The sequence below is a fragment of the Kitasatospora sp. NPDC048407 genome, assembly GCF_043200475.1.
In the GTDB taxonomy this organism is placed as follows: domain Bacteria; phylum Actinomycetota; class Actinomycetes; order Streptomycetales; family Streptomycetaceae; genus Kitasatospora.
The window spans coordinates 1-19,570 of the sequence record NZ_JBICXW010000011.1; the positions used below are offsets into that span (position 1 = coordinate 1).

At 74.6% G+C, this 19,570-nt stretch carries 17 protein-coding genes; 3 read left to right on the forward strand and 14 right to left on the reverse strand.

Annotated features, from left to right (window positions below):
- Positions 1 to 141: 141 nt before the first annotated feature.
- Complete coding sequence (locus ACGFWJ_RS20770) at positions 142 to 579, forward strand: acyl-CoA thioesterase (protein WP_387646600.1); 438 nt, start codon at positions 142 to 144, stop codon at positions 577 to 579.
- A 58-nt stretch (positions 580 to 637) separates the two neighbouring features.
- Positions 638 to 1,330, forward strand: coding sequence for a hypothetical protein (locus ACGFWJ_RS20775; protein WP_392951597.1), 693 nt, complete (start codon positions 638 to 640; stop codon positions 1,328 to 1,330).
- Between the two features lie 15 nt (positions 1,331 to 1,345).
- Here ACGFWJ_RS20775 and ACGFWJ_RS20780 read toward each other — a convergent pair whose 3' ends face one another.
- The 10 genes from ACGFWJ_RS20780 to ACGFWJ_RS20825 all read right to left on the reverse strand — a co-directional run bounded on the left by ACGFWJ_RS20780 (position 1,346) and on the right by ACGFWJ_RS20825 (position 14,454).
- Positions 1,346 to 1,744, reverse strand: coding sequence for a globin (locus ACGFWJ_RS20780; protein WP_392952005.1), 399 nt, complete (start codon positions 1,742 to 1,744; stop codon positions 1,346 to 1,348).
- Positions 1,745 to 1,866: 122 nt separating this feature from the next.
- Entirely contained in the window at positions 1,867 to 2,988 is a 1,122-nt protein-coding gene (locus ACGFWJ_RS20785) for an ABC transporter permease (RefSeq protein ID WP_392951600.1), read from the reverse strand.
- On the reverse strand, positions 2,985 to 3,902 hold the full coding sequence (locus ACGFWJ_RS20790) for an ABC transporter ATP-binding protein (protein WP_392951602.1): 918 nt from the start codon (positions 3,900 to 3,902) through the stop codon (positions 2,985 to 2,987). Before ACGFWJ_RS20790 ends, ACGFWJ_RS20785 begins: the two co-directional genes overlap by 4 nt.
- A gap of 158 nt (positions 3,903 to 4,060) precedes the next feature.
- Complete coding sequence (locus tag ACGFWJ_RS20795; protein WP_392951604.1) at positions 4,061 to 5,470, reverse strand: FHA domain-containing protein; 1,410 nt, start codon at positions 5,468 to 5,470, stop codon at positions 4,061 to 4,063.
- Positions 5,471 to 5,581: 111 nt separating this feature from the next.
- Positions 5,582 to 6,919: a VWA domain-containing protein gene (locus tag ACGFWJ_RS20800; protein WP_387862653.1), complete on the reverse strand. Its 1,338-nt coding sequence runs from the start codon at positions 6,917 to 6,919 to the stop codon at positions 5,582 to 5,584.
- Between the two features lie 31 nt (positions 6,920 to 6,950).
- Positions 6,951 to 8,066: a PP2C family serine/threonine-protein phosphatase gene (locus tag ACGFWJ_RS20805; protein WP_387646581.1), complete on the reverse strand. Its 1,116-nt coding sequence runs from the start codon at positions 8,064 to 8,066 to the stop codon at positions 6,951 to 6,953.
- A 2-nt stretch (positions 8,067 to 8,068) separates the two neighbouring features.
- A complete protein-coding gene (locus ACGFWJ_RS20810; protein ID WP_392951607.1) occupies positions 8,069 to 10,633 on the reverse strand; it encodes a tetratricopeptide repeat protein in 2,565 nt (854 codons plus the stop codon).
- Positions 10,626 to 12,065: a hypothetical protein gene (locus ACGFWJ_RS20815; RefSeq protein ID WP_392951610.1), complete on the reverse strand. Its 1,440-nt coding sequence runs from the start codon at positions 12,063 to 12,065 to the stop codon at positions 10,626 to 10,628. Before ACGFWJ_RS20815 ends, ACGFWJ_RS20810 begins: the two co-directional genes overlap by 8 nt.
- A gap of 107 nt (positions 12,066 to 12,172) precedes the next feature.
- Positions 12,173 to 13,087, reverse strand: a complete 915-nt coding sequence (locus tag ACGFWJ_RS20820) for a glutamate ABC transporter substrate-binding protein (protein WP_392951613.1) — start codon at positions 13,085 to 13,087, stop codon at positions 12,173 to 12,175.
- 14 nt (positions 13,088 to 13,101) lie between these two features.
- Positions 13,102 to 14,454: a hypothetical protein gene (locus tag ACGFWJ_RS20825; RefSeq protein ID WP_392951615.1), complete on the reverse strand. Its 1,353-nt coding sequence runs from the start codon at positions 14,452 to 14,454 to the stop codon at positions 13,102 to 13,104.
- A gap of 180 nt (positions 14,455 to 14,634) precedes the next feature.
- Between ACGFWJ_RS20825 and ACGFWJ_RS20830 the strand changes: the two genes are divergently transcribed.
- Positions 14,635 to 15,207: a nucleosidase gene (locus ACGFWJ_RS20830; RefSeq protein ID WP_392951618.1), complete on the forward strand. Its 573-nt coding sequence runs from the start codon at positions 14,635 to 14,637 to the stop codon at positions 15,205 to 15,207.
- A gap of 69 nt (positions 15,208 to 15,276) precedes the next feature.
- On the opposite strand, the gene ACGFWJ_RS20835 is transcribed toward ACGFWJ_RS20830, so the two are convergent.
- The 4 genes from ACGFWJ_RS20835 to ACGFWJ_RS20850 all read right to left on the reverse strand — a co-directional run bounded on the left by ACGFWJ_RS20835 (position 15,277) and on the right by ACGFWJ_RS20850 (position 19,569).
- On the reverse strand, positions 15,277 to 15,828 hold the full coding sequence (locus ACGFWJ_RS20835; protein ID WP_392951621.1) for a hypothetical protein: 552 nt from the start codon (positions 15,826 to 15,828) through the stop codon (positions 15,277 to 15,279).
- A gap of 175 nt (positions 15,829 to 16,003) precedes the next feature.
- Complete coding sequence (locus ACGFWJ_RS20840) at positions 16,004 to 17,086, reverse strand: MerR family transcriptional regulator (RefSeq protein WP_392951624.1); 1,083 nt, start codon at positions 17,084 to 17,086, stop codon at positions 16,004 to 16,006.
- Between the two features lie 136 nt (positions 17,087 to 17,222).
- On the reverse strand, positions 17,223 to 18,242 hold the full coding sequence (locus tag ACGFWJ_RS20845; protein WP_392951627.1) for an N-acetylglucosamine kinase: 1,020 nt from the start codon (positions 18,240 to 18,242) through the stop codon (positions 17,223 to 17,225).
- 46 nt (positions 18,243 to 18,288) lie between these two features.
- Complete coding sequence (locus ACGFWJ_RS20850) at positions 18,289 to 19,569, reverse strand: 6-phospho-beta-glucosidase (RefSeq protein ID WP_392952008.1); 1,281 nt, start codon at positions 19,567 to 19,569, stop codon at positions 18,289 to 18,291.
- Position 19,570 lies beyond the last annotated feature (1 nt).

Genomic DNA, 19,570 nt, shown 5'->3' on the forward strand with positions numbered 1-19,570 from the left:
CGGGAGTTCCGCAGCCAGTTCAGTGCGGTCGCGGGCCTGTCGCATACGGCCAGGGCGGAGCGCATCTTCGCGTACTGGTCCTCCGGTCCTGCGAGCGGCCCGTAGGCTTCCTGCGGGTCCACCTGATGTGAGGAGAACACCGTGGCACGCCACATCTACGCCTGCCCCCTGCGGTGGTCGGACATGGACGCCTTCGGTCACGTCAACAACGTGGTCTTCCTGCGCTACCTGGAGGAGGCCCGGATCGACTTCATGTTCACCCAGGCCGCCGAGGCCGGCGCCGGGGAGTTCGCGGGCGGGTCCGTGGTGGCCCGCCACGAGATCGACTACAAGCGGCCGCTGGTGCACCGCCCCGAGCCGGTCACCATCGAGACCTGGGTGACGAAGATCGGCGGAGCCTCGCTGACCGTCTCCTACGAGATCAAGGACATCGCCGAGGACGGCACCGAGACGGTCTACGTCACCGCCTCCACCGTGGTCGTCCCCTACAACCTCGTCGAGGGCCGCCCGCGCCGGATCAGCCCCGTGGAGCGGGAGTTCCTCAGCCGCTTCATGGACGAGCAGCCCGCCGCCGTCTGACCGGCCTCGGACCACGTCGCACCGAGACCGCCGCACTCACGAATCGAGCTGAACCCCCGTGACCGCGAACCCCCGCCTCGACCTCGCCGACCAGGGCGAGGCCGCCGACCTGGTGGCCTTTCTGGGCCGGCTGCTCCGCTTCGACCGGGCCGCCGCGGTCCGGCTGCAGGCGGTTCCGGGGGCGGACGGCGGCGGCGTGCTGGCGGTGTTCGGGCGGCTGCCGCTGGGCGGCTCGGCGGTGCTCGCGGTGCGTACCGTGCGGCTCGCCGGTGAGCCGGCGGCGGCCGATCTGACCGTCTCCGCCGGGCAGTTGCTGGAGTCCGTGGACGAGCCGGGCGCCCACCTGACGCTGCCCTCCCCGGTCACCGGCCCGTCCTGGGCGGGCCTGCTGCCGCCGCGCTCCGGCTGGCAGCCGCTCGGGCAGCCGCCGGTCGACCGGGTGATGGACGAAGTGCGCACCGCCGTCGCCGAGTTCAAGCAGCGCGTCGCCGAGGTGCCGGAGCACCACCGGAGCCGGCAGGCGGTGGACGCGATGGCGGACGAGATCTGGTCCCGGCCGCTGGGCGCCGCCGAGGGCCTGCCGCTGCGGGCCGCGCACGCCGCCCACGCGATCGGGTTCCTGCGGCCCGGCGCCCCGCTGCACGCGTTCCGGGCCGGCCCCTGGCTGCGTCTGGACGCCCCGGCCGGCTCGGTCGCCCTGCGTTCCGGCGGCGCCCCCGGCGCGGGCCTGGGGCTCAGCCCGCTGCGCTGAGCGACAGAGGCCCGCTCAGCCCGCGGTGTTGATCATCGCGGAGGCGGCGTACGTCATGTAGTTCCACAGCTCGCGCTCGTCCTCGGCGGGCAGCGCGAGCTGGTCGAGGGCGGTGCGCATGTTCCGCAGCCAGGCGTCGTGCGCGGCGCGGTCGACCTGGAACGGGACGTGCCGCATCCGCAGGCGCGGGTGGCCGCGGTTCTCGCTGTAGGTGCGCGGGCCGCCCCAGTACTGCATGAGGAACAGCGCGAAGCGCTCCTCGGCGGGGCCGAGGTCCTCCTCCGGGTACATCGGGCGCAGCAACTCGTCCTGGGCGACGCCCTGGTAGAAGAGGTGGACCAGCCGGCGGAAGGTCTGCTCGCCGCCGACGCGGTCGTAGAAGCTCTGTTCCTCCTCCGCCGTCGTCGGCTGCACGGTCTCCTCGTGTACGGTGTCGCGCCCGGTGTCAGTCACCCGTCCATGGTCGCAGACGCCGACGGGGGCCGTACACCGGGACTTTCGGTGTACGGCCCCCGTCGCGGGGCGGGTGCGGACGGCTACGCGTCGTCCCAGTTGAAGAAGCGCCAGGCGATGGCGGACAGCACCACCGTGAAGCCCAGCAGGATGCCCATGCCGGGCAGGGCCTCGGCGATGCCGCCGCCCTGGCTGAGCACCGACTTGGCGGGGTTGATCAGGTAGCGCAGCGGCAGGGCCTTGGAGATGTCCTGCAGCCAGGTGGGCGCGAAGTCCAGCGGGATGAACGCGCCGCCGAGGAAGGACATCGGCAGGATGATCAGCTGGTTCAGGCCGTTCGCCGACTCCTCGGACTTCGCCAGCGAGCCGGTGAGCAGACCGAGCGACATGAAGGCCAGGGTGCCGCAGATCACCAGCGGGATCACCAGCCACCAGTTGCCGGTGAGCTTGAGGCCGAAGAAGTCCAGCTGCGCGACCGCGAGGAACAGCGCGGTCTGGGCGAGCGCCACGATCACGCTGACCAGCACCCGGGCGCCGACGATGGTGCCCGCCGAGATGGGCGCCAGCCGCAGGCGGCGCAGCACCCGCTTCTTGCGCCAGGTCACCAGGGTGAACGAGGCGCCGTAGACCGCGCCCATGGAGATGGCGTAGGCGAGCAGGCCGGGCGTCAGGTACTGGATCGGCTTGGTGGAGTCGTCCTCGACCTTGGTGGCGTCCAGGGTGAAGGCGGGGGTGGCGTGCGAGGCCTGCTGGTTGGCGGTCTGCACCAGGGAGTTCATGATGCCCTGCACGGTGCCGGACTTGACCTGGTCGGCCTGGCTGAAGCGGAGCACCAGCTTGCCGTCGGGGCCCTCGGTCACCAGGCCGTCGAGGTCGCCCTTTTTGACCTTGGCGAGGGCCTCGTTCTCATCGGCGAAGGGGGTGATCTCCAGGACGGACAGCGGGCCGTCCTTCTGGTCCTTCAGCGCGTCCAGCAGCTTGACCTGGCCGACTTCGCCGACCTTGACGTGCGAGGTGCCGCCGCCCTTGTAGAGGACGCCGAACAGCACCAGGAACATCAGCGGCAGGGCCAGCGTGAAGAACAGGGTGCCCTTGTCGCGGACGAAGCCGAGCAGCATGACCCGGGACAGTCCGACGAAGGCGTTGGCCTTCTCCCGGCCGCCGTCGGAGGCGGGGGAGGTGGGGGCCTGGTCGGTGGCGGTCATGCCCGGTACTCCCGTCCGGTCAGCTGGAGGAAGACGTCCTCCAGGGTGGCGCCGCGGACCTCGAGGCCGCGCAGCGCGTTCTCCTCGGCCAGCATGGAGAGCACCGGCCCGGGCGCGTCGGTGGACAGGGCCAGGGTGATGCCGTCGTCCTCCAGGTTGCTGAACACCGAGCCGGCGGCGGTGAGCAGTTCACGGGCGCGGTCGGCGGTCAGCATTCCGGATTCCACCCGGATCCGGACGGTGTCGTCGATCTCGCGGACCAGCGCCGCGGGGGCGCCGGTGCGCAGCACCTTGCCGTGGTCCATCACCGAGACGCGGTCGCAGAGGATCTCCGCCTCGTCCAGGTAGTGGGTGGTGAGGACGACGGTGCGGCCCTCGGCGTTGATGTCGCGCAGCAGGTCCCACAGGTTGCGGCGGGCCTGCGGGTCGAGGCCGGTGGTCGGCTCGTCGAGGAACACCAGCTCCGGGTCGTGCACCAGGGCGCACGCGATGGACAGGCGCTGGGCCTGGCCGCCGGACATCTTGTCGGTCAGCGCGCCCGCCGACTCGGTCAGGCCGACCCGCTCCAGCATCGCGTCGGCCGCCTTGGGGCCGATGCCGTAGAAGGAGGCGAAGGTGCGGATGGTCTCGCGCGCCGTCAGCTTGTTGAAGAACGCCGACGCCTGGAACTGCACCCCGATGCGCGGCAGCAGCTTGCTGTTGCGCGGCCACGGAGACAGGCCGAGCAGCTCCACCCGGCCCTCGTCGGCCTCCCGGATGCCCTCCAGGATCTCCAGTGTGGTGGTCTTGCCCGCCCCGTTCGGTCCGAGCAGACCGTAGAACTCGCCAGTGCTGACGGAGAGGGACACTCCGTCGACAGCCTGGACATCCCCGTACCGCTTCCGGATCCCGTCCGCGGTTATTGCTTCAGTCATGGGGCGAGCGTAGGGGGTGCGGGCAGTGCCCACGAACACCCTTGTACGAATTTTGATCGTTCGGTGATGGCCGGACACGCCACCGGCCCGGCGGTGGAAGCGATGAACGCCCCGCCGCCGGGCCGGTGGTGATGCACGGTCAGCGAACTGACCGCCGGTCAGGCCCGGTGCACCGTGATGGTGGTCCAGGCGCCGATGTGGATGCGGTCGCCGTCGTTCAGCGGGATCGCGGTGTGCGGCGGCAGGGTGTCCGGGCCGCCGTTGAGGGTGGTGCCGTTGGTGGAGTCCTGGTCGACCACCACCCAGCTGCCGTCCGGCTGTTCGGCGAGCAGGGCGTGCTGGTGCGAGGCGCCCGGGTCCTCCGGGGACACCGACAGGTCGATCTCCGGCACGGTGCCGCGCTGCTGGCTGCGCCGCCCGATCCGCAGCTGGCCCCGGCCGGTCAGCGGGATCCGCCGCTCCTGGGTGTACGGCGGGAAGAACAGCCCGGCCGCCTCCGGGCCGCTGCGGGTCATCATGTCGCTGAAGTAGTCGTGGTCGGCGGCCACCACGGCGAACCAGGTGGTGCGCTGCGGCGCGGCCGGCGGCTGGCCCTGCTGCTGACCCGGCTGCCCCTGCTGCCCGGGCGGGGTCAGCCGGAACGAGGTGCCGAAGTCGTCGCCGCTCTGCGGGGGACGCTGCTGCTGCCCCGGCTGCGGGCCGGAGGGCTCGGCGTACACCGGGCCCGGGCGCTCGTAGTCGCCGTCGGGGAAGGCGGCCGGCGGGCGCTTCTCGAAGCCGGGCGCGGCAGCAGGCCCGCCGTGGGCGGGCGCGGACGGTGCGGCGGGCGCGCCCGGGTAGGCGGGCGGCGGCGCGGAGGCCGGGCCGGGCGCGGGCTGCTGGTAGCCCGGCCGCTCGTAGTCGGGCCGCTCGTAGTCCGGCCGCTCGTACGGGTTCTGCGGCTCGAACGGCTGCTGCGGGCGCTCGAACGGCGTCGGCCGCTCGAAGCCGGGCGCGGGCGCGGCCGGTTCGAACGCGGACGGCTCGAACCCGGCGGGCGCGGCCGGCGGCGCGGCGGGCGGCGGGAAGCCGTAGCCGTGCTGCGCGGACGGCGCGCCCTGCGGCGCCCGGCCCGGCTCGGGGCGGCCGTGCGGCGGAGGCTGGTGCCCGGCCGGGGCGGGACCGCCCGGCGGGCGGGGCGTGACGGCCAGGTTGTAGTCGTACCCGCAGTCCTCGCAGTACCGGCCGGTCTGCGGGGTGCGGCAGATCGGGCAGGTGGCCAGCGCCGAGGTGGCGGCCGCCGGCGGCGGGGCGCCGTACGGGCCGGGGGCACCGGGTGCGCCGGCGGCGGGCCCGGTGGGCGTGCCCTTCGCCGGGGTGGCGGGGCGGCGCGGCTCGAAGTAGCCGCCGCCGCCCCCGGCCGGGGTGCCGCCCGGCGGGGTGCCGCCCGGCCCGGCGGGCGGGAAGCCGCCGCCGTACGGGGCCTGCGGTGCGGCAGGCGCGGCGGGCGCGCCGTGGCCGCCGGGGCCGCCGGGCTGGGCCGGTGCGGCCGGGAATCCGGGGATCGCCAGCCCGGGCGGCGGGGTCATCGGGAATCCGCAGTAGTCGCACCAGTCCTCGGCCTGAGACTCGTGTCCCCTAGGGCAGATCGGCATCAGGTCCCCCACACTCCAGCAGGTTCGGGTCCGGCGGTGTCCGGCTCACTTCTTCACGCGTACGGTCTTGGTCGATCGGGTCTCGAGTGTCATCGAGTCGGCCTCGCTCACGTTCTTACGGAACCGAACGGTACCCTCCCCGGCGTCCACGACGTCCACCACCTTCCGCAGCAGCTTGAGGGTGCCCTCGTTGCCGCCGGCGTGGGCGAGGCGGACGGCGGCGCCGAGTTTGGCGGTGGCGCGGTCCAGGTCGCCGGCCCGGTGGGCCTCCAGGCCGTCGCGGATGGAGTCGGCGAGTTCGGCCTGTCCGGTGTAGTGCGCGACCTGGGCGTTGATCCGGGTCGAGGAGGCCAGGTCGTCGGTCCAGACGGCGCGCACCAGGCCCTGGCCGAGGACCTCGGCGGTGCCGTCGGCCTGCGGCAGGACCAGGCTGATCCGGGCGGCCAGCATCTCGTTGCCGACGGCGGCGGCCGGGACTTCGACGCACACGTGGTAGTCGCGGGACTCGTCGCCCCACGAGCCGGTCGGGTAGTCGCCCGCCCGAGGGCCGGCCTCGGTGCGGCGTTCGGTGAGGTCCTCGACGGCGGGCGCGACCTGCTTGACGAACTTCACCCGGGCGTTGGCGGGCGTCCACACCCGCAGGGCCACGTCGGCGACCTGCTTGCCCATGGCGGTGGCCATCATGGCGCGGAAGTCGTCGGCGAGGCCGGAGGGTTCGGCGACGATGTCGACGGTGCCGAGCAGCGCGGAGGAGATCTTCCGCAGTTCGGCGACCTCCCAGTCGGTGCCGACGCCCCGGCAGTCGGCGGTGAAGGCGCCGGTCGCCGCGTCCAGGGCGCGTTGCAGGTCGGCGGGCTTCTCGTGCTCGTTGCGGCCGTCGGTGAGCAGGACGGCGTGCCGGATCGACGCCTGCGGGTGCGAGTCGAACAGCTGCCGGGCCTTGGTGATCCAGGTGCCGATCGCGGTGCCGCCGGACGGCTTGAGGCGGCGCAGCGCCTCCTTGGCGTGGCCGCGGGTGTACCGGTCGACGACGGCGAGCCGGCCGTTGCCGGGGAAGACGTCGACGGCCTCGTGGGTGCCGGCCACCACGGCGAACGCGACGCCGTCGCGCAGGGTGTCGATGGCGGCGGCGGTGGCCTCCCGGGCGTGCCGCATCTTGGTGTTCGGGTGCTCCATCGAGCCGGAGCAGTCGATCACCAGCACCACGGCGGCGCCCGGCCCGGGGGCGGGGGCCGCGCCGAGCGGCCGCCCGCCGGAGGTTCCACCGCCGGTCGCGGTGACGGTGACGATCGCGTTGACCTCCCGGGAGCCCTGCGCGAGGTACTCGTTCTGGAACACGTCGACGTCGAATCTCGGCGCGACGGGCTTGGACAACGAGGCCATGCGTGGGGCTCCTGTCGGAGAGTCGGGACGGTCAGTTCACGGCGGGTTCGGCGGCCTGGCGCAGCGGCACGGTGTCCGGGTCGGCGGCGGCGCGCGGCAGCGGGACGTCGACCAGGGTGGCGTCGTGGGTGGACGGGGCGACGTGCGGGTCGATCGGCAGCACGGCGACGGTGATGTTGTCGTGCCCGCCGCGCTCGACCGCGAACCGCACCAGCTCGCGGGCGGCGGCCAGCGGTTCGGCGCGGGCGTCGGCGCGGACGAAGAACGCCAGGTCGGTGGCGGCCTCGGCGTAGTTCCACAGGCCGTCGGTGCAGATCAGCAGCACGCCGGGGACGTGCGGGGTGAAGCTGACGGTGTGCGGGTCGAGGTCCTCGGCGTCGGCGCCGAGCCAGCCGGTGATGGCGTGGGCGCGCGGGTCGGCGTAGGCCTCGGCCTCGTCCATCAGCCTGGCGGCGACCATCCGGGCCGCCCAGGAGTCGTCCTCGGTGAGGCGGTACGGCTCGGCGGACTCGCGGTCGTCGGGGATCCAGTAGGCGCGGGTGTCGCCGACCCAGCCGATGGTGACCAGGCCGCCGGTGCTGACCGCGCTGACGTAGGTGCAGGCGGGCGCGTTGTTGTGGCGGCCCGGTTCGGCGGGGGTGCCGTCGTGGGCGAGCGCGGTGACGGCCCGGTTGGCGGCGCCGATCGCCTCGTGCATGGCCCGGCCGGGGTCGCGGCCGGCCGCCAGCGCGGCGAGCAGCGAGTCGGTGGCGGCGGTGACGGCGGTGGCGGACGCCTCGTCGGGGCGGGCCGAGGAGGAGACGCCGTCGCAGACCACGGCGACCACGGCGGGCGCGCCGTCCGGGCCGTCGGTGGTGGCGACGCCGAACGCGTCCTCGTTGCGGTGGTGGCGCAGGCCCCGGTCGGAGACCGCGGCGACGCCCGTCACCTGGTGTTCCTGGTGGTCGCGTTCGCGGGGCTGGGCGTGCCCGCAGCGCTGGCACCAGCCGTCGGCGAGCTCGGTGGAGCCGCAGTTCGGGCAGCTGGGTACCACCGGCAGGTCGCGGAGGGTCGGCGGTCCGGTCAGGGCAGTGCCGCAGGCCCCGCAGAAGGCGTCCTGGGGCCCCAGCGGTTCGGCACAGGTCGGGCACTCGGTCTGCTGCGGCATGTTCACACCCACGTCCGGGGGCGGGCCCGGTTGGCCCGTTCCACCCACTCGATCCTTTTCTCGGCACGGTCGGTCAACCGTGCCAACACCCGGTAGGAGTGTTCCAGGGCGAGCCGCAGTTCCCGTTCCGCGGCGGGATGTCCCAGCACGGTCAGCGTGGCGGGCTTCCCTTCGGCTCCGGCCAGTACCCACTCCAGGGCGGTCTCCAGTACTTCGGCGGCGAGTTCGGCGCGCCGCCGGGCGTCCAGCGCGAGGGCTGTCAGCTGGGTGGAGCTGTCGGCGAGCTCGGCGGCCAGCGGCTCGGTGGCGGCGCGGCCGCGCAGCCGGGCCCGGACGGCGCCGATCCGGGCCGCGGTGTGGTGGTTGGAGCTCTCCGGCACCGACTCCAGCGCGGCGACCGCGCCGGGCCGGTCTCCGGCCCGCAGCCGGACCCGGGCCAGGCCGAACGCGGCGCCGACGAACGACCGGTCGGTGCCGCCGACCAGCCCGTAGTGGGCGGCGGCCTCCTCGGTGTCGTCGAGCAGTTCGGCGCAGACCGCGAGCGCCAGCTTGGGCGCGGCCTCGCCCGGGAACGCGTCGTACACGGCGTCGAAGGACTCGGCGGCGGTCTCGGCCCGGCCCGCGGCGAGCGCGGCCAGCCCGCGGTACCACACCACCCGCCAGTCGCCGGGGTGTTCGTCCTCCAGGGCGGCCAGCGCCTGGCCCGCGGTGTCGTCGTCGGCGAGTTCCAGGTGGGCGCGCACCACCCGCAGGCGCAGCTCCGCGGAGTCGGCGCCGGCCGTGCGCAGGGCGGTGAGGGCCTCGGCGGGGTCGGTGGCGGGCAGGGCGGACAGGAAGCCGGCGTTCGGGTCGGCCGGGTCGACCAGCGGCGCGGGCAGCGCCAGCGCGGCGGCCCGGGGGTCCGGCGGCTGCTCGCCGAAGTCGGGGTCCACCACGCGCAGTTCCGGGCCGAACAGGGTGGAGACGGCGGGCCGGGGCCGGCCGTCCTGGAGGCTGAGCACCTCGCGCAGCACGCCGGTGAGCTGCCCGGCCATCTCCTCGGCGGAGGCGAACCGGCGGGCCGGGTCCGGGTCGGTGGCGCGCAGCAGGAAGCGGTGGAAGGACTCGTAGCGGGCGAACACCTCGACCTCGTCCGGGCCCGGCAGCTCGTGCCGCCGGCGGCCGGTCCAGCCCTGGAAGTCGAAGGTCAGCACGGCCAGCGTGCGGCCCACCGTGTACAGGTCGGAGGCGGGGGAGGGGCCGTCGGTGGCGATCTCCGGGGCCTGGTAGCCGACGGTGCCGTAGATCGGCCCGTCGTCGTCGTGCCGGCGGACCGCGCCCAGGTCGATCAGCTTGAGGGTGTCGTCCGACTGGATCACGTTGTCGAGCTTGAAGTCGCAGTACACCAGCCCGCGGGCGTGCAGGTAGCCGAGCGCGGGCAGCGCCTCCAGCGCGTACGCGACGGCCTGCTCGACCGGCATCGGCTCGCGGCGGCCGTCCGGGGTGCGGCGCTCGCCGGCGATGTCCTTCAGCGACTTGCCGCCGACGTACTCCATCACGATGTAGCCGTCGGCGGCGGCGGTGCGGGCGTCCGGGTGCTCGACGAAGTTGATGATCCGGACGATGTTCGGGTGATCGACCTCGGCCAGGAAGCGGCGTTCGGCGATCGCCACCGCCAGCGCGTCCTCGTCGCCGGTGTCCAGCAGGCCCTTGAGCACCACCCAGCGGTCGTTGACCCGGCGGTCCACCGCCAGGTAGATCCAGCCCAGGCCGCCGTGCGCCAGACAGCCCATCACCTCGTACTGGCCGCCGACCAGATCGCCGCGCACCAGCTTCGGGGTGAACGAGTACGGAGTGCCGCACTTGGTGCAGAAACCCTCCGGGCGGCCCGGGACACCGTTCTTCTCCCGGCCCACCGGGTGGTCGCAGCGCGAGCAGAACCGCTTCTTCTCAGGCACCTGCGGGTCCGTCAGCACCGCCTTCGACGGGTCGGCGGTCGGCACCGGCGGCACCGCGACCAGGCCCGCGCCGAGGTTGCCGCGCCGGCCGCTGCCGCTGCTGCCCCGGGAGCTGCGCACCGAGACCGAGCGGCCGGAGGCGGTGCGGGCGGAGCGGCGGGAGCGGCCCGAGGAGGTCGGGGCCGGGCCGGACCACGCGGAGGTGGAGGCGCCGGACTCGGTGGTGACGCGGCCGGTGCCGGTGCCGGTCGTGCCGGTGGCGGGTTCGGCGGCCAGGCCGCAGTCGTCGCAGTAGCCGTCGGGGTCGATGGTGCCCGCGCAGTCGGGGCGTCCGCACGGCTCGCCGGGGGCGGGGGCCTTGCGCGGGGCCTGCGCGGAGACGGGGGCGGAGGCCGGTGCGGAGACGGGCCCGGACGCCGTGCGCGGGGCCGGGACGGAGGCGGTTGGGGGTGCCAGGCCGCACTCGGTGCAGTAGCCGTCGTCGTCGATCCGGCCGTCGCAGTCGGGGCGGCCGCAGGGCCGGTCCGGCGACGCGGAGTTGGCGGCGGCGGGGGCGAGACCGCACTCGGTGCAGTAGCCGTCGCCGTCGATCTCGCCGTCGCAGTCCGGACGGGCACACGCCTCAGCCATCGGTCTCCTCCCCCTCGGAACTGTCCTCGATCTGCGGTGCGGGCTCGGCCTGCGGTGCGGGCTCGGCCTGCGGTGCGGGCTCGCTCGGCGGCGCGGGCGCGAGCTGCGGTGCGGGTTCCAGCTGCGGTGCGGGCCGGCGCTCCGGGGCGCGCAGCGCCTGCTGGAAGCGGGCGACGGCCTCGGCGCCGGCCCGCAGGTCGCACGGGGCGCTCCAGAGCAGCCAGCGGGCCTTCTCGAAACGTTCGACCACTTCGGGGTCCTCGGCCAGGCCGAGCCGGGCGGCCATCGCCTTGTACGCCTCCAGCCGGCCGCGCAGTTCGGCCCGGACGGCGAGCGGCTGGGCGACCTCGGTGAGGGCCTGCCGGGCCCGGCCGAGTTCCTTGTCGGCGGCGTCCTCCAGGGCGTCCAGCAGCGGGCCGAGCCGGTGCCACTGGCCGGTCTGCTGGTAGCCGACGGCCTGGGTGATCGCCTCGCGCAGCGCGGACGCCGGGCCGGGTACGGCGGGTACCTCGGTGGCGGCGATCTTCGCCAGCACCTCGCCGCGGGCCCGTCTCGCCTCGGCGAGCGTCAGGTCGGCGCGCTGGAGCAGGTCGGCGACCTGCTGGAGGCGTTCGTGGGACTCGTCGCGCAGCCGCAGTAGCGCCTCCAGTTCGACCCGGACGTCGTCCAGGGCGCGGCCCATCCGGTCGAAGCCGGAGGTGTCGACGGCGCCGGTGGGGGAGGCCCAGGTGGCGTCCTCGGCGGCGCGGCCGCGCTGCGCGGGCACCCGGGACGGCCGCCACAGGGCCAGCGGGTCGGCCACCACCTCGGCCCGCAGCGCCGTCAACTGCCCGGCCAGCTGCGCGAGGTCGTCGGCCAGCGGGTGCCCGCCGGGGCGGACTCCGACGGAGAGCGCGAGCATCTGCACCCGGCCGAGTTCGGCGAGCAGCAGGTCGATCCGGGCGGGCAGCGCCGACCATACGGCGTCGACGGCGCTGACCACCCCGACCACCACGGCGTACCAGGCGTTCATCCGCTCCAGCAGCTCGGCGAGCGTGACCCGCTCCACCAGCCGGGCGGGCGCGCCGAGTTGACCGGCCGCCTCGGGGAGGCGGCCGCCGGAGACGGTGACGGCGCGGCCGGAGAGCAGTTCGCCGAGCTCGGCGAGTTCGGCGGCGGTGGGCCGGGTGCGGCGCGAGCGCACGGCGCGGGCCGAGGCCAGCGCCTCCGCGTACCGGTCGAACAGCGCCCACAGCAGCGCCATGCCGCCCTCGGCGACCGCCCAGCGCTCCTGGGTGCGCCCGGACAGTTCGGCGCCGGTCAGCAGCCGCAGCCCGGGGTGGTCCTGGAGCGCCAGCAGCGCCGCCTCGACCGCGTCGCGCTCGGCGCCCAGCCGGGCCAGCGCGCGGTCCACCTGCTCACGGTTCATCACCGGGCGGTTCCCTCCGGCCATCGCGGTTCCTCCTCTCGGGCACGCTCGTGGTGACGGGGCGTCGCTCCGTCGGCGGCAAGTCTCCCCGACGTCCGCCCCGGGGCGGACGCCGGTCCCCCGCCGGACGGTCACGGCAGGTACGGGTCCGGGGCCCCCATGGTGTCGCGCAGCCAGCGGTCGTAGGACGCCTGCCAGCTGCCGTCGGCCCGCCGGTCGACCAGCACCTGGTTGACCCACGCGATCAGATCGGTGTCGTTCTGGTTCATCGCCACGCCCATCCAGGCGGGCAGGATCGGCTCGCCTACCATCTCCACCAGCGGGTCCTGGGCGACCTGCGCGGCGGCCAGCTCGCTGTCCGTCAAGGTGGCGTCCACCTCGCCGAGTTGCATCCGCACCAGGCAGTCCAGCTGGCTCTCCAGGGCGAGCACCGAGACGGTGCCGTGCGGGTCGCGCTTCAGCTCGGCCTCCGAGGAGGAGGTCTGCGCGACGCACGCCCGCTTGCCCTTCAGCGCCTCGGCCAGCGACTTGGCGTGCGCGGACTTCGGCACCACCACCCGCTGGGCGACCCGGAAGTACGGCGCGGAGAAGGCGATGTCCTTCTTGCGCTCGCAGGTGATGGTCATGGTGCGGGTGATCAGGTCGACCTCGCCGTTCTTCACCGCCTCGACCCGGCGGGCGGTGGGCACGGTCTTCAGGGTGACCTTGTCCGGGTCGCCGAGCAGCGACTTGGCGATGGCGTGCGCCAGGTCGAGGTCGAAGCCCTCGATCCGGCCGGTCTGCGGGTTGCGGAAGCCCCAGTGGTAGCTGTTCTGGTCGACGCCGACCACCAGGGTGCCGCGCTCGCGGATCTTGGCGATCTTCGCGCCGGCCGTCTGACGGGGCGGCAGCGAATCCGTCGGATCGCAGCTGTCGGTGGCCGCTGCCGGTGCCTGGGGCGCGGCCTGCGGGGCGGGCCCGCCCGCGCCGTCGGCGCTGCCGGTGGCGAGCACCCCGGCCGCGAGCACCACCGCCGCCACCAGGAAACGTGACCTTGCCGTACGCATCCCTCGTCCCCCCTCTACCGGTACTCGGCCAGTCGGCGGCCGATGCCGCGCAGCGCGGCGGCCGCGCCCAGGACGGTCAGCACTCCGGCGGCCACCGCCTGGCCGGCCAGCACGCCGTCCACGCCGCCCGTGGCCCGGGCGAAAATGTCCTGCTCGGCCTTCGCGGCGGCCGCCCACTGCTGGTCGGCGGCCCGGAACGCGGCGTCGGCGGTGTCGGTGCCGCCCGCCGTCAACGTCCGTTGCAGCGCGGCCTCGTAGTCGCCGGCCGAGTTCTTCGCGGCGGCGTCCTTGTGCCGGTCCTGCCACTGCTGGTACTGCTGCTTCGCGTCGTTCAGCGGGCCGGCCGCCGCGGCCGGGGCGTCGATCGGCAGCTCGCCGAGCGAACCGTCCGCCCGGGCCGGACCGTTCAGCTTCCCGGCCAGGGCGTCCCACTGCTTGGTGTACTTGTCGGTCGAGCCGCGCGCCACCAGGTCCAGGTTCTCCGCGGTGTGCGCCTGGAGCGCCTCGATCCGCACCCCGTCCAGGCGGCGCAGCGGCTGGGTGCCGTGGACGCGGCCGTCGAACAGGTCGCCGGACGCGGTCGCGGTGCCCGCCATCAGCCACCCGAGCGCGGCCAGCACCGCCAGCGAGCCGACGAGCAGCCCGAGGTTGAACACCCGGTTGGTGCGCCGGAACAGCAGCACCTGATAGCGGACCAGCGCGGCCAGCGCCAGCACACCGAGCGCCAGCGCCGTCCACGGGAAGGCGCCGGCCTCGCGGTAGTCGGTGTCCAGACGGGCCGATTCGGCGTCGGCGAGGCGCTGCGCCTGCGGCAGTACGGTGCCCTGCATCAGGTCGGAGGCGTACCGCAGGTAGGCCCCGCCGAGCGGCAGGCCCTGCCGGTCGACGGCCCGGGCGGTCTCCACCAGGCCCGCGTAGCGCGGCAGTTGCTGGTTGAGCTCGGCCAGCGCGCGCTGCGACTCGGCCGAGCCGCCGCTGCGGCCCGCGGCCTCGGCGAGCAGCCGGGCGGCGGTCGCCAGGTCGTCCTGGTAGCGGGCGCGGACCTCGGCGGGCTCGTTGCCGGCCAGCAGGAACCCGGCGGCGGCGGTCGCGTCGGCGTCCGCCAGCCGGCGGTGGATCTCGGCGGCGTCCTGGCTGAGCGGGCCGCTGGCCGACACCACCTGCCCGGCCGCCCGGGACCGGTGCGCGGACTGCCACACCGCCACCGTGCCGAACAGCAGTATCAGCGCGGCCAGCGCCGCGCCTGCGGCACGCAGCCGCCCCGGCGGGGTGGCCGCCGCGCTGCGCAGCCTGGCCACCGGCCCCGGTTCGCGGGCCGCCGCGGGCGCGGGTGTGCCCGCCTGCTTCGTCACTGCCGGTGCTGCCACCGTCCGACCTCCCCGTCCGACGTCCCCCGTCACCCCGCAGTATGGCGGGCCGCGCCGTCCACCACACCTGACTTGAGCGGGAGTTGATCTCTTTGTTCCCGTTCGGCCGCGGTGCGGTCCGCGCCCGCTGCGACGCGTGGCCGACGGCGGACGGTTCCGGGTCCTCGTAAGCTTTCGGTCATGCGCCTGATCGGAACCGTCACCCCCGACCGCCCGTTGCTCGTCCTCGCGCTGCCCGAGGAGGCCGCGTACCTGGACGCCGCGCTGCCGGTGCTGCTGACCGGCATGGGGAAGGTCAACGCGGCGGCCGCGCTGGCCACCGTGCTGGCGGGCGGCCCGAAGCCGTCCGCCGTGGTCAATCTCGGCACCGCCGGGGCGCTGCGGCCCGGCCTGGCCGGCACCCACGAGATCGGCCGGGTGCTCCAGCACGACCTGGACACCCCGCTGCTGGAGCAGCTCACCGGCCGCCCGATGGACGGCCCGATCGATCTCGGCCCCGCCGGGCCGGTGCTCGCCACCGGCGACCGGTTCGTCTCCTCCGACACCGAGCGCGACGAACTCGCCCGCGCCGCCGACCTGGTGGACATGGAGGGCTACGCGATCGCCACCGTCGCCAGCCGCGCCGGGCTGCCCGTCCGCCTGGTCAAGCACGTCAGCGACGAGGCCGGCGACGGCGCCGAGCTCAGCTGGCAGGCGTCCGTGGACGGCTGCGCCCGGCTGCTCGCCGACTGGGCCGCCGCGCACCTGCGCTGAGGCCCCTGATGCGCGACTGATGTACGCCGAGGCGCCCGTCCGGGTTCGGACGGGCGCCTCGACGGTGCGTCAGGACTGGTACGGGTTGGCGCCCGGCTGGCCCGGCTGCGGGTAGGCCGGGGCCTGCGGCGGGTACGGCTGGGCCTGCTGCGGCGGGTACGGCTGGGCCTGCTGCGGGGGGTACGGCTGGCCCTGCGGCGGGACGGCCGGGCCGCCGCTGAACAGGGTGTTGACGAAGGTGTCCAGCTCGTTGCGCCAGTAGCGGCCGATGTTCAGGCGGGTCACCTTCGGCTCGCCCGGGAACTGGAACTTCAGCGAGCTCCACAGGGTGGCGCGGTTGACGTCGCTGATCGACGCGCGGGCCTGGTCGAGCGGGATGACGTGCACCAGTTCCTGCGGGCGGTTGCTCATCCGGGAGGCGCGGTGCACCGTGACGACCCGGTGGGTCACGGTCACGAAGTAGTACTTGATGAACAGCTGGCCGATCAGGCCGAGCTGGCTCATCAGCCACGGGCTCGGGCCCGAAATGGTGTGGAAAGTCACCACCGGACGGTCGTTCGGCTCGATCGCGGCGATCGCCGCGGCGACCTGCTCCTGCATGGTGGACTTACGGATCGCCATCTGGCATCGGCTCCCGGTCTCCGCGCGCACCCCCGTCGGACACGCTGTGAGTGCGCGACGCTAGCCGCCCCGCGAGGTGCCGTTCAACGGACAGAACCGGGCATCCCACGCAGTTCGCCGAGATTTTCCCCAATCGAGATGCGGTAGCGGAACCTGTCACCCCGGTGACGTACCGTCACCTGCGCGGAGCTCCCTCCTCGGGGTCGGCCACGACGTCCGCGACCGCGCAGGCGATGTTGTCCGGCCCGCCCGCCCGGTTGGCCAGCGCGACCAGCTGCTGCACCACCTGCTCGGGCACCGCGACGGTGCTCAGCACGGTGTGCAGGGCGTCGTCGGAGACCCAGCTGGACAGGCCGTCCGAGCACAGCAGGTAGCGGTCGCCCGCGCGGGCGGTGTGCAGCGACACGTCCGGGCGGTTGTCGCCCGAGCCGGTCAACGCCCGTACCAGCAGGGTGCGTTGGGGGTGCGAGGCGGCCTCCGCCAGGGTGAGGCGGCCGTCGTCGACCATCGACTGCACCAGGGTGTGGTCGTGGGTGATCTGGAACAGCTCGCCGCCGCGCAGCAGGTAGGCGCGGGAGTCGCCGATGTGCACCAGGGCGAGCTGCGGCTCCGACCACAGCATCGCCGTCAGGGTGGTTCCGGTGTCCGGGAGTTCGGACGCCGCCCCGACCCGGCCGTCGATCCGGGCGGCGGCGTCCTCCAGGACGTTCAGCAACTCCCCGGCGGGGAGCTCCAGTTCCTTCAGCGCCTCGATCGCGGCGGCGCTGGCCGACCCGCCGCCGCCCTGCGGTCCCATGCCGTCGGCGACGGCGATCAGTCCGGCGCCGGCGTACGCGGCGTCGTCGTTGCGTTCGCGCACCAGGCCCGCGTCCGTCCGGGCGGCGTAGCGGATCCGGAGGGTACTTGTCGTCGTGTCCATCGTGGTGGCCTTCCCCGAGAGGTGGTCGACGAGGAGGGCGGCGAGCTCCCTGCGGGCCTCGGTCTCGGCCCGCACCGACTCCCAGTACCGGGCGACCTCCTCGGCCGCCCGGGCGGGCTCCAGTGCCAGCACCAGCCGGATCCGGGCCAGCGGCATGCCGAGCCTGCGCAGCCACAGCACCAGCCTGGCCTGCTCCAACTGGCCCGGCGCGTACCGCCGGTAGCCCGTGAACGGGTCCACCTCGGCGGGCCGTAGCAGACCCAGTTCGTCGTACAGGCGCAGCGCCTTCGGCGACAGCCGGGCCGCCCGGGCGAACGCCCCGATGGTCAGCAGCTCCATCCCCGCCTCCTCGTACCGGACCGGTGTCCGGCTCCACCGATGCTGGACCTTCCCCGAAGGTGAAGGTCAAGGCCCGAACGCACGCCGCCGCCGGGCGACCTGCTCCCGGCGGCGGCGTCCGTGTGGTGGCGGGCCGTCAGGCCGCGACCGGGTGGGTGGTGGGGTAGGCGTCGCGCAGGCGGCGGTGGGCGGCGGGGTCGGCGTCGAGGTGGTCGAGGCCGAGCAGGGCGGCGCCGAGGACCGGCGGGGCGACCACGATGCGCGGTTCGGCGAGCGGGGCGGCGGCGGCCAGTCGGGCCGTCAGGTTGTCGATCAGCAGCGGGTGCCGGGAGGCGAGCACGCCGCCGCCGAGGACCACCGGGACCGGCCGGTCGAGCAGGTCGAGGCGGGTGAGCGCGATGGTCGCGAACCGGACGATCTCGTCGGCCTGCCGGTCGACCAGCGACAGTGCGATCGCGTCGCCGGCCTCGGCGGCCGCGAACAGCACCTGGGAGACCTCGTGCAGCCGGGGCAGCGCGAGCTGCCCGAGGTGGATGGCCTCGGCGACCGCGTTGGCCCCGGCCAGGCCGAAGTGCGCGCCGATCATGGGGGAGAGCAGGGTGGGCCCGCCCCGGCCGTCCTCGGCGCGGGCGGCGTGCCACATCGCGGCGTCGGCGAGTCCGCCGCCGCCGCCCCAGTCGCCGGTGAGCTTGCCGAGCGCGGGCCAGCGGGCGGTGCGCCCGTCGGGCCGCAGGCCCACGCAGTTGATGCCGGCGCCGCACACCACGGCCACCCCGAGCGGCCCGTCGGTGCCGGCCCGCAGCAGGCCGAAGGTGTCGTTGGCGACGTGCACGGACGGCGCCCAGCCGTGCGCGGTGATCGCCTCGTGCAGCCGCTGCTCCTCGACCGGCAGGTCGGCGTTGGCCAGGCAGGCGCTGACGTGGCTGGTCAGCGGCTGCCCGCCGGGCCGCAGCGGGATGCCGGCCTGCCGGGCGACGTCGTCGACCAGCGGGGCGAGGGCGGCGACCGCGGCCTCGAAGCCGGTGTTCTGCGGTTGGAAGCCGCCGCCGCGGGCGGTGCCGAGGACCCGTCCGTCGGCGCCGACCAGGGCGAGGTCGGTCTTGCTGTTGCCGGCGTCTATCGCGAGGACGCCGGGCAGGTGTGCGACGGGGCTCATCGGCCGCTCTCTTCGTGGTGGTGCCTGATCGTTCTCATGCCGCCGGTCACGCCCAGCTCAGGTGGCCGCGGTTGTGCGCGAGCAGCCGGTCGGTGAGCTGGTCGGCGAGTTCGAGCTGGCCGATCAGCGGGTGGGCGAGCAGCGCGTCGAAGACCCGGTCGCGGCCGCCGTGCAGGGCGGCGTCCAGCGCCAGGTGCTCGTACGCGGTGACGTTGGCGATCAGGCCGGCGTACAGCGGCTCGACGGGGCGCTGCGGCAGCGGGCGGACGCCGGTGGCGTCGACCTCGGCGGGGACCTCGATCACCGCGTCGTCGGGCAGGAACGGCAGCACGCCGTCGTTGCGGGTGTTGACCACCTGCACGGTGGTGCCGCCGTCGGTGCCGAGCAGCGAGGCGATCAGCTGGACGGCGGCCTCCGAGTAGAACGCGCCGCCGCGCTTGCCGAGCAGTTCGGGCTTGGTGTCGAGGGTCGGGTCGGCGTACATCTCCAGCAGCTGCCGCTCGATGGCGGCGACCTCGGCGGCCCGCGAGCCCTTGACCTTGAGCTCCTCCACCACCTGGTCGTGCTGGTAGAAGTACCGCAGGTAGTAGGAGGGGACGACGCCGAGCCGTTCGATCACCGGCTGCGGCAGGTGCAGGTCGGCCGCGATGGCCGCGCCGTGCTCGGCGAGCAGCTGCGGCAGCACCTCGCGGCCGCCGGCGGCGTTCGGGGCGTCGAGCAGGGTGACGCCGCGCTCCCAGGTGAGGTGGTTCAGGCCGACGTGGTCGAGGCGGATCAGCTCCGGGTCGACGCCGAGGTGGGCGGCGAACTTGCGCTGGAAGCCGATCGCGACGTTGCACAGGCCGACGGCCTTGTGCCCGGCGGTCTGCAGGGCGCGGGTGACGATGCCGACCGGGTTGGTGAAGTCGACGATCCAGGCGTCCGGATTGGTGCGGCGGACCTGCTCGGCGATGTCCAGCACCACGGGGACGGTGCGCAGCGCCTTGGCGAGGCCGCCCGCGCCGGTGGTCTCCTGGCCGACGCAGCCGCACTCCAGCGGCCAGGTCTCGTCCTGGTTGCGTGCCGCCTGCCCGCCGACCCGCAGCTGGAGCAGCACCGCGTCGGCGCCCTGGACGCCGGCGGTGATGTCGGTGGCGGTGGTGACGACGGCGTCGTGGCCCTGCTTGGCGAATATCCGGCGGGCGAGCCCGGCGATCAGCTCCAGGCGGTCCACGGCCGGGTCGATCAGCACGAGTTCGCCGATCGGCAGGGTGTCGCGCAGCCGCGCGAACCCGTCGATCAGCTCCGGCGTGTAGGTGGAACCGCCGCCGACGATTGCCAACTTCAGT